The sequence below is a fragment of the Comamonas testosteroni genome (assembly GCF_030505195.1).
GTDB lineage: Bacteria > Pseudomonadota > Gammaproteobacteria > Burkholderiales > Burkholderiaceae_C > Comamonas > Comamonas testosteroni_G.
On sequence record NZ_CP129672.1, the window covers coordinates 2,124,312 to 2,140,000 of the forward strand.

General features: G+C 51.4%; 1 protein-coding gene, 4 tRNA genes and 8 rRNA genes (1 of these 13 only partly in view). 1 reads left to right on the forward strand and 12 read right to left on the reverse strand.

The features are described from left to right. Positions 1-49: 49 nt before the first annotated feature. Positions 50-1,135: an MBL fold metallo-hydrolase gene (locus QYQ99_RS09680; protein ID WP_302092444.1), complete on the forward strand. Its 1,086-nt coding sequence runs from the start codon at positions 50-52 to the stop codon at positions 1,133-1,135. A gap of 148 nt (positions 1,136-1,283) precedes the next feature. On the opposite strand, the gene rrf (QYQ99_RS09685) is transcribed toward QYQ99_RS09680, so the two are convergent. From rrf (QYQ99_RS09685) to QYQ99_RS09740, 12 genes are all read right to left on the reverse strand, one after another. After that, positions 1,284-1,396 (reverse strand): 5S ribosomal RNA (rrf, locus tag QYQ99_RS09685). A 165-nt stretch (positions 1,397-1,561) separates the two neighbouring features. Then, positions 1,562-4,439: ribosomal RNA gene (locus QYQ99_RS09690) — 23S ribosomal RNA — on the reverse strand. A 420-nt stretch (positions 4,440-4,859) separates the two neighbouring features. Beyond that, positions 4,860-4,935, reverse strand: a tRNA-Ala gene (locus QYQ99_RS09695). 28 nt (positions 4,936-4,963) lie between these two features. After that, a tRNA-Ile gene (locus QYQ99_RS09700) sits at positions 4,964-5,040 on the reverse strand. 90 nt (positions 5,041-5,130) lie between these two features. After that, positions 5,131-6,663: ribosomal RNA gene (locus QYQ99_RS09705) — 16S ribosomal RNA — on the reverse strand. A gap of 351 nt (positions 6,664-7,014) precedes the next feature. Next, a 5S ribosomal RNA gene (rrf, locus tag QYQ99_RS09710) occupies positions 7,015-7,127 on the reverse strand. A 166-nt stretch (positions 7,128-7,293) separates the two neighbouring features. After that, positions 7,294-10,171, reverse strand: a 23S ribosomal RNA gene (locus tag QYQ99_RS09715). Positions 10,172-10,591: 420 nt separating this feature from the next. Further along, positions 10,592-10,667, reverse strand: a tRNA-Ala gene (locus QYQ99_RS09720). Positions 10,668-10,695: 28 nt separating this feature from the next. Then, positions 10,696-10,772, reverse strand: a tRNA-Ile gene (locus QYQ99_RS09725). A 90-nt stretch (positions 10,773-10,862) separates the two neighbouring features. Beyond that, positions 10,863-12,395: ribosomal RNA gene (locus QYQ99_RS09730) — 16S ribosomal RNA — on the reverse strand. A 351-nt stretch (positions 12,396-12,746) separates the two neighbouring features. Then, a 5S ribosomal RNA gene (gene rrf, locus QYQ99_RS09735) occupies positions 12,747-12,859 on the reverse strand. Positions 12,860-13,025: 166 nt separating this feature from the next. Further along, positions 13,026-15,689 (reverse strand): 23S ribosomal RNA (locus tag QYQ99_RS09740); it runs 214 nt beyond the window's last position. Together the 16S, 23S and 5S rRNA genes with 4 tRNA genes alongside form the textbook arrangement of a ribosomal RNA operon.

The window sequence follows — 15,689 nt, forward strand, 5'->3', positions numbered from 1 at the left end:
ACAAAACTGACGTTTACGTTAACGTCAATGCTAAACGAAATACCGCCTCATGACCTCAAGCCAAGAATCCGCACTGCATTACCCCCTCGGCGATACCTTGCCCGGTCCGGCCCAGACTCTGGACGTGGCACCCGGCGTCAAGTGGATCCGCATGACCTTGCCGTTTGCCCTCGATCACATCAACCTCTGGCTGCTGCGTGATCGTCAGACCGATCTGCATGGCCAGATACGCGAGGGCTGGACCGTCATCGACTGCTGCGTCAATCGCAGCGAAGCCCGCGAGCAATGGGAACAGATTTTTGCCTCTGCGCTTGAAGGCCTGCCTATTTTGCGTGTCATCGTCACCCATATGCACCCCGACCATATCGGTTTGGCCGGCTGGCTCTGCCATCAATGGAATGCGCCCTTGTGGATCAGTGCCACCGATTACAACGTCGCCCGTGTCGCCATGAAAGACAGAGACGGCTTCGGCGGTGAATCCGGTGCAGACTTCTACAGCCTGCACGGACAAAGAGATGAGGAATTTCTGCTCCATGTGCGCGGCCGCGGCAGCTACTACTCTTCCCTGGTAGCCCCCGTCCCCGACATCTATCACCGCATCATGGATGGCGACGAGATAGACATCAATGGCCGCACATGGCAGTGCATTGCCGGCTATGGCCACGCGCCGGAGCACATGGCGCTTTACTGCGCCGAGCTCGAGACACTGATCAGCGGCGACATGGTGCTGCCCCGTATTTCCGCCAATGTCAGCGTGCATGCTTCCGAGCCTGAAGCCAACCCGCTGCAGCTGTTTCTCACATCGCTAAAGCGCTACTTCGCTCTCCCCCAGAACACCTTTGTTCTGCCCTCGCATGGCAAACCATTCACGGGATTGCATGCCCGTGTCCAGCAACTGCTGGACCATCATCAGGAGCGTCTGAACGACATCATGCAGGCCTCCCGGCAGCAAGGACTAAGCGCTGCCGACATCCTTCCCATCCTCTTCAAACGCCAACTGGACACTCACCAGATGACTTTCGCCATGGGCGAGGCCCTGGCCCATCTGCACTACCTCTGGTTCAGCCGACAACTGACGCGGCGGCTGGATGAAAACGGCATCCTGCGCTTCTACGCCCCCGATATGCAGAAATAAAAAGAGAGCGCCTAGCGCTCTCTTTTTATGGGTTTCCGGTATTTTTGTAGCTGTAATCCTTTGACAGCCTGCGGTAAACGCTCCCTATTTCGAAGCACCCAATAAAAAAACCCCGTAATCTTTCGACTACGGGGTTTTCACTGTAAGAGCCTGACGATGACCTACTTTCACACGGGAACCCGCACTATCATCGGCGCAAAGTCGTTTCACTGTCCTGTTCGGGATGGGAAGGAGTGGTACCAACTTGCTATGGTCATCAGGCATAAACTTTTTGTCAGATTGACGGCGCCTCGATTAACTTCTTAATCTCGCTCACCTTCAGTCTAACGAATTCATAGAGTCTTTAATCAGCTTTTCGATTGCGCCTTTTCGGCATAACTAGAACTTGCGTTCTGTCTTTATTTTTTCAGGCTTACCCAAAGTTATAGGGTCAAGCCGCACGGGCAATTAGTACTGGTTAGCTTAACGCATTACTGCGCTTCCACACCCAGCCTATCAACGTCGTGGTCTACAACGACCCTTCAGGGGGCTCAAGGCCCCGGCAGATCTCATCTTGAAACGAGTTTCCCGCTTAGATGCTTTCAGCGGTTATCTCTTCCACACTTAGCTACCCTGCGATGCCACTGGCGTGACAACAGGTACACCAGAGGTGTGTCCACTCCGGTCCTCTCGTACTAGGAGCAGGCTTCCTCAAATCTGCAGCGCCCACGGAAGATAGGGACCAAACTGTCTCACGACGTTTTAAACCCAGCTCACGTACCTCTTTAAATGGCGAACAGCCATACCCTTGGGACCGACTACAGCCCCAGGATGAGATGAGCCGACATCGAGGTGCCAAACACCGCCGTCGATATGAACTCTTGGGCGGTATCAGCCTGTTATCCCCAGAGTACCTTTTATCCGTTGAGCGATGGCCCTTCCATACAGAACCACCGGATCACTATGTCCTGCTTTCGCATCTGCTCGACTTGTCAGTCTCGCAGTTAAGCACGCTTATGCCATTGCACTATCGTCACGATGTCCGACCGTAACTAGCGTACCTTCGAACTCCTCCGTTACGCTTTGGGAGGAGACCGCCCCAGTCAAACTGCCTACCATGCACTGTCCCCGATCCAGATAATGGATCCAGGTTAGAACCTCAAACGCACCAGGGTGGTATTTCAACGTTGGCTCCATGCGATCTAGCGACCGCACTTCAAAGCCTCCCACCTATCCTACACAGATCCGTTCAAAGTCCAATACAAAGCTACAGTAAAGGTTCATGGGGTCTTTCCGTCTTTCCGCGGGGAGATTGCATCATCACAAACATTTCAACTTCGCTGAGTCTCAGGAGGAGACAGTGTGGCCATCGTTACGCCATTCGTGCAGGTCGGAACTTACCCGACAAGGAATTTCGCTACCTTAGGACCGTTATAGTTACGGCCGCCGTTTACTGGGACTTCAATCAAGAGCTTGCACCCCATCATTTAATCTTCCAGCACCGGGCAGGCGTCACACCCTATACGTCCACTTTCGTGTTTGCAGAGTGCTGTGTTTTTATTAAACAGTCGCAGCCACCAATTTTTTGCAACCCCTTTGAGCTCCGTTTGTTCAACTTCACTTACTTGGGGTACACCTTCTCCCGAAGTTACGGTGTCAATTTGCCGAGTTCCTTCTCCTGAGTTCTCTCAAGCGCCTTAGAATACTCATCTCGCGCACCAGTGTCGGTTTGCGGTACGGTCGTCAATAGCTGAAGCTTAGTGGCTTTTCCTGGAAGCAGGGTATCACTCACTTCGTCTGCAAGCAGACTCGTTATCACCCCTCATCTAAGCCTGGCGGATTTGCCTACCAGGCACGACTACAGGCTTGAACCAACATATCCAACAGTTGGCTGAGCTAACCTTCTCCGTCCCCACATCGCACTATTGATCGGTACAGGAATATTGACCTGTTTCCCATCAGCTACGCATCTCTGCCTCGCCTTAGGGGCCGACTCACCCTACGCCGATGAACGTTGCGTAGGAAACCTTGCGCTTACGGCGAGGGGGCTTTTCACCCCCTTTAACGCTACTCATGTCAGCATTCGCACTTCTGATACCTCCAGCATCCGTTACCAGACACCTTCACAGGCTTACAGAACGCTCTCCTACCACGCACAGTAAACTGTGCATCCGCAGCTTCGGTAACTGGCTTAGCCCCGTTACATCTTCCGCGCAGGACGACTCGATCAGTGAGCTATTACGCTTTCTTTAAATGATGGCTGCTTCTAAGCCAACATCCTGACTGTTTTAGCCTTCCCACTTCGTTTCCCACTTAGCCAATTTTAGGGACCTTAGCTGGCGGTCTGGGTTGTTTCCCTCTTGAGTCCGGACGTTAGCACCCGGTGCTCTGTCTCCCAAGCTGTACTCGTCGGTATTCGGAGTTTGCATAGGTTTGGTAAGTCGCCATGACCCCCTAGCCTAAACAGTGCTCTACCCCCGACGGTAATACTTGAGGCACTACCTAAATAGTTTTCGGAGAGAACCAGCTATTTCCAAGTTTGTTTAGCCTTTCACCCCTATCCACAGCTCATCCCCTAATTTTGCAACATTAGTGGGTTCGGACCTCCAGTACCTGTTACGGCACCTTCATCCTGGCCATGGATAGATCACTTGGTTTCGGGTCTACACCCAGCGACTAATCGCCCTATTCGGACTCGATTTCTCTTCGCCTCCCCTATTCGGTTAAGCTTGCCACTGAATGTAAGTCGCTGACCCATTATACAAAAGGTACGCCGTCACCCCTAAGGGCTCCGACTTTTTGTAAGCATACGGTTTCAGGATCTATTTCACTCCCCTCCCGGGGTTCTTTTCGCCTTTCCCTCACGGTACTGGTTCACTATCGGTCGATGATGAGTATTTAGCCTTGGAGGATGGTCCCCCCATATTCAGACAGGGTTTCTCGTGCCCCGCCCTACTTGTCTGCAGCCTAGTACCACCGATCGGTTTTCACATACGGGACTATCACCCACTATGGTCGGCCTTTCCATGCCGTTTTGTTAACTGATCGACTATCACTGCAAGGCTCTTCCGAATTCGCTCGCCACTACTATCGGAATCTCGGTTGATGTCTTTTCCTCTGGGTACTTAGATGTTTCAGTTCTCCAGGTTCGCTTCGAGCACCTATGTATTCAGTGCACGATACCTCTTGCGAGGTGGGTTCCCCCATTCAGAAATCTCCGGATCAAAGCTTATTTGCCAGCTCCCCGAAGCTTATCGCAGGCTATCACGTCTTTCGTCGCCTATCATCGCCAAGGCATCCACCATATGCTCTTAGTCACTTGACCCTATAACTTTGGACTCTCTTGTCGAGAATCAAAGCCTGGTTTCAAAGACTGGTGAGGTCTTGCACCTCACGCGTTATGCCGTAATGTGAATATCTTTGGCTGCATCTTTCGATGCAGCTTAGAGAATATTCGTCATTACTAGATAAATTTGCATTCGCAAAATATCTGTTTTGACGCAATCAAAATGTTGCTGGCGGCACGGTGCACAAACCTTGGTTTGTGCTTTCCACCAGCAACGCTGATTTCGACTCTATGAATTTTTAAAGAACAGCCTATTGATCAAAGATCAATATAAAAGCAGTCTGCTTCAGACTGCTTTTATATTGAATTTGGTTTTTTCGCTTTTACTCTGCTTCTGATCCGCTTGCGCTTCACATCTGCCGAGCCAACGATTATAGCACCTTTCGGCGCTATCATTTTTGGTGGAGGATGACGGGATCGAACCGACGACCCCCTGCTTGCAAAGCAGGTGCTCTCCCAGCTGAGCTAATCCCCCGGGATCCTCTGACCAGATATTGGAATCTTGGTGGGTCTAGTTGGGCTCGAACCAACGACCCCTGCGTTATCAACACAGTGCTCTAACCAGCTGAGCTACAGACCCATTCCATGCAGCCTACTGTTTAGCAGGCCACCTGGCTTGTTCCAACAACCGATAAGTGTGGACGTTCAATTTGAAGCAGCATTTTTCCAGAAAGGAGGTGATCCAGCCGCACCTTCCGATACGGCTACCTTGTTACGACTTCACCCCAGTCACGAACCCCGCCGTGGTAAGCGCCCTCCTTGCGGTTAGGCTACCTACTTCTGGCGAGACCCGCTCCCATGGTGTGACGGGCGGTGTGTACAAGACCCGGGAACGTATTCACCGTGACATTCTGATCCACGATTACTAGCGATTCCGACTTCACGCAGTCGAGTTGCAGACTGCGATCCGGACTACGACTGGCTTTATGGGATTAGCTCCCCCTCGCGGGTTGGCAACCCTTTGTACCAGCCATTGTATGACGTGTGTAGCCCCACCTATAAGGGCCATGAGGACTTGACGTCATCCCCACCTTCCTCCGGTTTGTCACCGGCAGTCCCATTAGAGTGCTCAACTGAATGTAGCAACTAATGGCAAGGGTTGCGCTCGTTGCGGGACTTAACCCAACATCTCACGACACGAGCTGACGACAGCCATGCAGCACCTGTGTGCAGGTTCTCTTTCGAGCACCAAACCATCTCTGGTAAGTTCCTGCCATGTCAAAGGTGGGTAAGGTTTTTCGCGTTGCATCGAATTAAACCACATCATCCACCGCTTGTGCGGGTCCCCGTCAATTCCTTTGAGTTTCAACCTTGCGGCCGTACTCCCCAGGCGGTCAACTTCACGCGTTAGCTTCGTTACTGAGTCAGTTAAGACCCAACAACCAGTTGACATCGTTTAGGGCGTGGACTACCAGGGTATCTAATCCTGTTTGCTCCCCACGCTTTCGTGCATGAGCGTCAGTGCAGGCCCAGGGGATTGCCTTCGCCATCGGTGTTCCTCCGCATATCTACGCATTTCACTGCTACACGCGGAATTCCATCCCCCTCTGCCGCACTCTAGCTTTGCAGTCACAATGGCAGTTCCCAGGTTGAGCCCGGGGATTTCACCACTGTCTTACAAAACCGCCTGCGCACGCTTTACGCCCAGTAATTCCGATTAACGCTTGCACCCTACGTATTACCGCGGCTGCTGGCACGTAGTTAGCCGGTGCTTATTCTTACGGTACCGTCATGACCCGGGGGTATTAGCCCCAGGCTTTTCGTTCCGTACAAAAGCAGTTTACAACCCGAGGGCCTTCATCCTGCACGCGGCATTGCTGGATCAGGCTTTCGCCCATTGTCCAAAATTCCCCACTGCTGCCTCCCGTAGGAGTCTGGGCCGTGTCTCAGTCCCAGTGTGGCTGGTCGTCCTCTCAGACCAGCTACAGATCGCAGGCTTGGTAAGCTTTTACCCCACCAACTACCTAATCTGCCATCAGCCGCTCTAGTAGCACAAGGCCCGAAGGTCCCCTGCTTTCATCCGTAGATCTCATGCGGTATTAGCTACTCTTTCGAGTAGTTATCCCCCACTACTAGGCACGTTCCGATGTATTACTCACCCGTTCGCCACTCGTCAGCATCCGAAGACCTGTTACCGTTCGACTTGCATGTGTAAAGCATGCCGCCAGCGTTCAATCTGAGCCAGGATCAAACTCTATAGTTCGATCTTGAATTTAAAGTCTTTCGACTGCTCACTCACTTGACGGAATCAAGAAGAATAAATTCTTCCTCATTACTGTTTTTGTGAGCGCTTGATAACTCCGAAGAGTTTGTTCCGAAGAACTGGCTGCTTGCCCTCAAACGCCCACGCTTATCGGCTGTATTTTTTTAAGGAACCGAGTGCAAAATCAAAAAATCTGATCCTGAATCTCGTTGCTTGCTGCGATCAGCGAAGCCTTCTATTGTAGCACTGTTTTCACAGTACTTTTAAAACGTTTTTGCGTTTTCTTCTCACCCCTCAGCACAAGGAGGGAGAAGAAAACGCCTGGCGTGAGCCAGGCGTTTTGGCGTAAGAGCCTGACGATGACCTACTTTCACACGGGAACCCGCACTATCATCGGCGCAAAGTCGTTTCACTGTCCTGTTCGGGATGGGAAGGAGTGGTACCAACTTGCTATGGTCATCAGGCATAAACTTTTTGTCAGATTGACGGCGCCTTGATTAACTTCTTAATCTTGCTCACCTTCAGTCCAACGAATTCATAGAGTCTTCAATCAGCTTTTCGATTGCGCCTTTTCGGCATAACTAGAACTTGCGTTCTGTCTTTATTTTTTCCAGGCTTACCCAAAGTTATAGGGTCAAGCCGCACGGGCAATTAGTACTGGTTAGCTTAACGCATTACTGCGCTTCCACACCCAGCCTATCAACGTCGTGGTCTACAACGACCCTTCAGGGGGCTCAAGGCCCCGGCAGATCTCATCTTGAAACGAGTTTCCCGCTTAGATGCTTTCAGCGGTTATCTCTTCCACACTTAGCTACCCTGCGATGCCACTGGCGTGACAACAGGTACACCAGAGGTGTGTCCACTCCGGTCCTCTCGTACTAGGAGCAGGCTTCCTCAAATCTGCAGCGCCCACGGAAGATAGGGACCAAACTGTCTCACGACGTTTTAAACCCAGCTCACGTACCTCTTTAAATGGCGAACAGCCATACCCTTGGGACCGACTACAGCCCCAGGATGAGATGAGCCGACATCGAGGTGCCAAACACCGCCGTCGATATGAACTCTTGGGCGGTATCAGCCTGTTATCCCCAGAGTACCTTTTATCCGTTGAGCGATGGCCCTTCCATACAGAACCACCGGATCACTATGTCCTGCTTTCGCATCTGCTCGACTTGTCAGTCTCGCAGTTAAGCACGCTTATGCCATTGCACTATCGTCACGATGTCCGACCGTAACTAGCGTACCTTCGAACTCCTCCGTTACGCTTTGGGAGGAGACCGCCCCAGTCAAACTGCCTACCATGCACTGTCCCCGATCCAGATAATGGATCCAGGTTAGAACCTCAAACGCACCAGGGTGGTATTTCAACGTTGGCTCCATGCGATCTAGCGACCGCACTTCAAAGCCTCCCACCTATCCTACACAGATCCGTTCAAAGTCCAATACAAAGCTACAGTAAAGGTTCATGGGGTCTTTCCGTCTTTCCGCGGGGAGATTGCATCATCACAAACATTTCAACTTCGCTGAGTCTCAGGAGGAGACAGTGTGGCCATCGTTACGCCATTCGTGCAGGTCGGAACTTACCCGACAAGGAATTTCGCTACCTTAGGACCGTTATAGTTACGGCCGCCGTTTACTGGGACTTCAATCAAGAGCTTGCACCCCATCATTTAATCTTCCAGCACCGGGCAGGCGTCACACCCTATACGTCCACTTTCGTGTTTGCAGAGTGCTGTGTTTTTATTAAACAGTCGCAGCCACCAATTTTTTGCAACCCCTTTGAGCTCCGTTTGTTCAACTTCACTTACTTGGGGTACACCTTCTCCCGAAGTTACGGTGTCAATTTGCCGAGTTCCTTCTCCTGAGTTCTCTCAAGCGCCTTAGAATACTCATCTCGCGCACCAGTGTCGGTTTGCGGTACGGTCGTCAATAGCTGAAGCTTAGTGGCTTTTCCTGGAAGCAGGGTATCACTCACTTCGTCTGCAAGCAGACTCGTTATCACCCCTCATCTAAGCCTGGCGGATTTGCCTACCAGGCACGACTACAGGCTTGAACCAACATATCCAACAGTTGGCTGAGCTAACCTTCTCCGTCCCCACATCGCACTATTGATCGGTACAGGAATATTGACCTGTTTCCCATCAGCTACGCATCTCTGCCTCGCCTTAGGGGCCGACTCACCCTACGCCGATGAACGTTGCGTAGGAAACCTTGCGCTTACGGCGAGGGGGCTTTTCACCCCCTTTAACGCTACTCATGTCAGCATTCGCACTTCTGATACCTCCAGCATCCGTTACCAGACACCTTCACAGGCTTACAGAACGCTCTCCTACCACGCACAGTAAACTGTGCATCCGCAGCTTCGGTAACTGGCTTAGCCCCGTTACATCTTCCGCGCAGGACGACTCGATCAGTGAGCTATTACGCTTTCTTTAAATGATGGCTGCTTCTAAGCCAACATCCTGACTGTTTTAGCCTTCCCACTTCGTTTCCCACTTAGCCAATTTTAGGGACCTTAGCTGGCGGTCTGGGTTGTTTCCCTCTTGAGTCCGGACGTTAGCACCCGGTGCTCTGTCTCCCAAGCTGTACTCGTCGGTATTCGGAGTTTGCATAGGTTTGGTAAGTCGCCATGACCCCCTAGCCTAAACAGTGCTCTACCCCCGACGGTAATACTTGAGGCACTACCTAAATAGTTTTCGGAGAGAACCAGCTATTTCCAAGTTTGTTTAGCCTTTCACCCCTATCCACAGCTCATCCCCTAATTTTGCAACATTAGTGGGTTCGGACCTCCAGTACCTGTTACGGCACCTTCATCCTGGCCATGGATAGATCACTTGGTTTCGGGTCTACACCCAGCGACTAATCGCCCTATTCGGACTCGATTTCTCTTCGCCTCCCCTATTCGGTTAAGCTTGCCACTGAATGTAAGTCGCTGACCCATTATACAAAAGGTACGCCGTCACCCCTAAGGGCTCCGACTTTTTGTAAGCATACGGTTTCAGGATCTATTTCACTCCCCTCCCGGGGTTCTTTTCGCCTTTCCCTCACGGTACTGGTTCACTATCGGTCGATGATGAGTATTTAGCCTTGGAGGATGGTCCCCCCATATTCAGACAGGGTTTCTCGTGCCCCGCCCTACTTGTCTGCAGCCTAGTACCACCGATCGGTTTTCACATACGGGACTATCACCCACTATGGTCGGCCTTTCCATGCCGTTTTGTTAACTGATCGACTATCACTGCAAGGCTCTTCCGAATTCGCTCGCCACTACTATCGGAATCTCGGTTGATGTCTTTTCCTCTGGGTACTTAGATGTTTCAGTTCTCCAGGTTCGCTTCGAGCACCTATGTATTCAGTGCACGATACCTCTTGCGAGGTGGGTTCCCCCATTCAGAAATCTCCGGATCAAAGCTTATTTGCCAGCTCCCCGAAGCTTATCGCAGGCTATCACGTCTTTCGTCGCCTATCATCGCCAAGGCATCCACCATATGCTCTTAGTCACTTGACCCTATAACTTTGGACTCTCTTGTCGAGAATCAAAGCCTGGTTTCAAAGACTGGTGAGGTCTTGCACCTCACGCGTTATGCCGTAATGTGAATATCTTTGGCTGCATCTTTCGATGCAGCTTAGAGAATATTCGTCATTACTAGATAAATTTGCATTCGCAAAATATCTGTTTTGACGCAATCAAAATGTTGCTGGCGGCACGGTGCACAAACCTTGGTTTGTGCTTTCCACCAGCAACGCTGATTTCGACTCTATGAATTTTTAAAGAACAGCCTATTGATCAAAGATCAATATAAAAGCAGTCTGCTTCAGACTGCTTTTATATTGAATTTGGTTTTTTCGCTTTTACTCTGCTTCTGATCCGCTTGCGCTTCACATCTGCCGAGCCAACGATTATAGCACCTTTCGGCGCTATCATTTTTGGTGGAGGATGACGGGATCGAACCGACGACCCCCTGCTTGCAAAGCAGGTGCTCTCCCAGCTGAGCTAATCCCCCGGGATCCTCTGACCAGATATTGGAATCTTGGTGGGTCTAGTTGGGCTCGAACCAACGACCCCTGCGTTATCAACACAGTGCTCTAACCAGCTGAGCTACAGACCCATTCCATGCAGCCTACTGTTTAGCAGGCCACCTGGCTTGTTCCAACAACCGATAAGTGTGGACGTTCAATTTGAAGCAGCATTTTTCCAGAAAGGAGGTGATCCAGCCGCACCTTCCGATACGGCTACCTTGTTACGACTTCACCCCAGTCACGAACCCCGCCGTGGTAAGCGCCCTCCTTGCGGTTAGGCTACCTACTTCTGGCGAGACCCGCTCCCATGGTGTGACGGGCGGTGTGTACAAGACCCGGGAACGTATTCACCGTGACATTCTGATCCACGATTACTAGCGATTCCGACTTCACGCAGTCGAGTTGCAGACTGCGATCCGGACTACGACTGGCTTTATGGGATTAGCTCCCCCTCGCGGGTTGGCAACCCTTTGTACCAGCCATTGTATGACGTGTGTAGCCCCACCTATAAGGGCCATGAGGACTTGACGTCATCCCCACCTTCCTCCGGTTTGTCACCGGCAGTCCCATTAGAGTGCTCAACTGAATGTAGCAACTAATGGCAAGGGTTGCGCTCGTTGCGGGACTTAACCCAACATCTCACGACACGAGCTGACGACAGCCATGCAGCACCTGTGTGCAGGTTCTCTTTCGAGCACCAAACCATCTCTGGTAAGTTCCTGCCATGTCAAAGGTGGGTAAGGTTTTTCGCGTTGCATCGAATTAAACCACATCATCCACCGCTTGTGCGGGTCCCCGTCAATTCCTTTGAGTTTCAACCTTGCGGCCGTACTCCCCAGGCGGTCAACTTCACGCGTTAGCTTCGTTACTGAGTCAGTTAAGACCCAACAACCAGTTGACATCGTTTAGGGCGTGGACTACCAGGGTATCTAATCCTGTTTGCTCCCCACGCTTTCGTGCATGAGCGTCAGTGCAGGCCCAGGGGATTGCCTTCGCCATCGGTGTTCCTCCGCATATCTACGCATTTCACTGCTACACGCGGAATTCCATCCCCCTCTGCCGCACTCTAGCTTTGCAGTCACAATGGCAGTTCCCAGGTTGAGCCCGGGGATTTCACCACTGTCTTACAAAACCGCCTGCGCACGCTTTACGCCCAGTAATTCCGATTAACGCTTGCACCCTACGTATTACCGCGGCTGCTGGCACGTAGTTAGCCGGTGCTTATTCTTACGGTACCGTCATGACCCGGGGGTATTAGCCCCAGGCTTTTCGTTCCGTACAAAAGCAGTTTACAACCCGAGGGCCTTCATCCTGCACGCGGCATTGCTGGATCAGGCTTTCGCCCATTGTCCAAAATTCCCCACTGCTGCCTCCCGTAGGAGTCTGGGCCGTGTCTCAGTCCCAGTGTGGCTGGTCGTCCTCTCAGACCAGCTACAGATCGCAGGCTTGGTAAGCTTTTACCCCACCAACTACCTAATCTGCCATCAGCCGCTCTAGTAGCACAAGGCCCGAAGGTCCCCTGCTTTCATCCGTAGATCTCATGCGGTATTAGCTACTCTTTCGAGTAGTTATCCCCCACTACTAGGCACGTTCCGATGTATTACTCACCCGTTCGCCACTCGTCAGCATCCGAAGACCTGTTACCGTTCGACTTGCATGTGTAAAGCATGCCGCCAGCGTTCAATCTGAGCCAGGATCAAACTCTATAGTTCGATCTTGAATTTAAAGTCTTTCGACTGCTCACTCACTTGACGGAATCAAGAAGAATAAATTCTTCCTCATTACTGTTTTTGTGAGCGCTTGATAACTCCGAAGAGTTTGTTCCGAAGAACTGGCTGCTTGCCCTCAAACGCCCACGCTTATCGGCTGTATTTTTTTAAGGAACCGAGTGCAAAATCAAAAAATCTGATCCTGAATCTCGTTGCTTGCTGCGATCAGCGAAGCCTTCTATTGTAGCACTGTTTTCACAGTACTTTTAAAACGTTTTTGCGTTTTCTTCTCACCCCTCAGCACAAGGAGGGAGAAGAAAACGCCTGGCGTGAGCCAGGCGTTTTGGCGTAAGAGCCTGACGATGACCTACTTTCACACGGGAACCCGCACTATCATCGGCGCAAAGTCGTTTCACTGTCCTGTTCGGGATGGGAAGGAGTGGTACCAACTTGCTATGGTCATCAGGCATAAACTTTTTGTCAGATTGACGGCGCCTTGATTAACTTCTTAATCTTGCTCACCTTCAGTCCAACGAATTCATAGAGTCTTCAATCAGCTTTTCGATTGCGCCTTTTCGGCATAACTAGAACTTGCGTTCTGTCTTTATTTTTTCCAGGCTTACCCAAAGTTATAGGGTCAAGCCGCACGGGCAATTAGTACTGGTTAGCTTAACGCATTACTGCGCTTCCACACCCAGCCTATCAACGTCGTGGTCTACAACGACCCTTCAGGGGGCTCAAGGCCCCGGCAGATCTCATCTTGAAACGAGTTTCCCGCTTAGATGCTTTCAGCGGTTATCTCTTCCACACTTAGCTACCCTGCGATGCCACTGGCGTGACAACAGGTACACCAGAGGTGTGTCCACTCCGGTCCTCTCGTACTAGGAGCAGGCTTCCTCAAATCTGCAGCGCCCACGGAAGATAGGGACCAAACTGTCTCACGACGTTTTAAACCCAGCTCACGTACCTCTTTAAATGGCGAACAGCCATACCCTTGGGACCGACTACAGCCCCAGGATGAGATGAGCCGACATCGAGGTGCCAAACACCGCCGTCGATATGAACTCTTGGGCGGTATCAGCCTGTTATCCCCAGAGTACCTTTTATCCGTTGAGCGATGGCCCTTCCATACAGAACCACCGGATCACTATGTCCTGCTTTCGCATCTGCTCGACTTGTCAGTCTCGCAGTTAAGCACGCTTATGCCATTGCACTATCGTCACGATGTCCGACCGTAACTAGCGTACCTTCGAACTCCTCCGTTACGCTTTGGGAGGAGACCGCCCCAGTCAAACTGCCTACCATGCACTGTCCCCGATCCAGATAATGGATCCAGGTTAGAACCTCAAACGCACCAGGGTGGTATTTCAACGTTGGCTCCATGCGATCTAGCGACCGCACTTCAAAGCCTCCCACCTATCCTACACAGATCCGTTCAAAGTCCAATACAAAGCTACAGTAAAGGTTCATGGGGTCTTTCCGTCTTTCCGCGGGGAGATTGCATCATCACAAACATTTCAACTTCGCTGAGTCTCAGGAGGAGACAGTGTGGCCATCGTTACGCCATTCGTGCAGGTCGGAACTTACCCGACAAGGAATTTCGCTACCTTAGGACCGTTATAGTTACGGCCGCCGTTTACTGGGACTTCAATCAAGAGCTTGCACCCCATCATTTAATCTTCCAGCACCGGGCAGGCGTCACACCCTATACGTCCACTTTCGTGTTTGCAGAGTGCTGTGTTTTTATTAAACAGTCGCAGCCACCAATTTTTTGCAACCCCTTTGAGCTCCGTTTGTTCAACTTCACTTACTTGGGGTACACCTTCTCCCGAAGTTACGGTGTCAATTTGCCGAGTTCCTTCTCCTGAGTTCTCTCAAGCGCCTTAGAATACTCATCTCGCGCACCAGTGTCGGTTTGCGGTACGGTCGTCAATAGCTGAAGCTTAGTGGCTTTTCCTGGAAGCAGGGTATCACTCACTTCGTCTGCAAGCAGACTCGTTATCACCCCTCATCTAAGCCTGGCGGATTTGCCTACCAGGCACGACTACAGGCTTGAACCAACATATCCAACAGTTGGCTGAGCTAACCTTCTCCGTCCCCACATCGCACTATTGATCGGTACAGGAATATTGACCTGTTTCCCATCAGCTACGCATCTCTGCCTCGCCTTAGGGGCCGACTCACCCTACGCCGATGAACGTTGCGTAGGAAACCTTGCGCTTACGGCGAGGGGGCTTTTCACCCCCTTTAACGCTACTCATGTCAGCATTCGCACTTCTGATACCTCCAGCATCCGTTACCAGACACCTTCACAGGCTTACAGAACGCTCTCCTACCACGCACAGTAAACTGTGCATCCGCAGCTTCGGTAACTGGCTTAGCCCCGTTACATCTTCCGCGCAGGACGACTCGATCAGTGAGCTATTACGCTTTCTTTAAATGATGGCTGCTTCTAAGCCAACATCCTGACTGTTTTAGCCTTCCCACTTCGTTTCCCACTTAGCCAATTTTAGGGACCTTAGCTGGCGGTCTGGGTTGTTTCCCTCTTGAGTCCGGACGTTAGCACCCGGTGCTCTGTCTCCCAAGCTGTACTCGTCGGTATTCGGAGTTTGCATAGGTTTGGTAAGTCGCCATGACCCCCTAGCCTAAACAGTGCTCTACCCCCGACGGTAATACTTGAGGCACTACCTAAATAGTTTTCGGAGAGAACCAGCTATTTCCAAGTTTGTTTAGCCTTTCACCCCTATCCACAGCTCATCCCCTAATTTTGCAACATTAGTGGGTTCGGACCTCCAGTACCTGTTACGGCACCTTCATCCTGGCCATGGATAGATCACTTGGTTTCGGGTCTACACCCAGCGACTAATCGCCCTATTCGGACTCGATTTCTCTTCGCCTCCCCTATTCGGTTAAGCTTGCCACTGAATGTAAGTCGCTGACCCATTATACAAAAGGTACGCCGTCACCCCTAAGGGCTCCGACTTTTTGTAAGCATACGGTTTCAGGATCTATTTCACTCCCCTCCCGGGGTTCTTTTCGCCTTTCCCTCACGGTACTGGTTCACTATCGGTCGATGATGAGTATTTAGCCTTGGAGGATGGTCCCCCCATATTCAGACAGGGTTTCTCGTGCCCCGCCCTACTTGTCTGCAGCCTAGTACCACCGATCGGTTTTCACATACGGGACTATCACCCACTATGGTCGGCCTTTCCATGCCGTTTTGTTAACTGATCGACTATCACTGCAAGGCTCTTCCGAATTCGCTCGCCACTACTATCGGAATCTCGGTTGATGTCT

What these genes read in the sequence shown, in the direction of transcription:
- QYQ99_RS09680 (WP_302092444.1), top strand. Translation starts at nt 50, where the DNA reads ATGACCTCAAGCCAAGAATCCGCACTGCATTACCCCCTCGGCGATACC.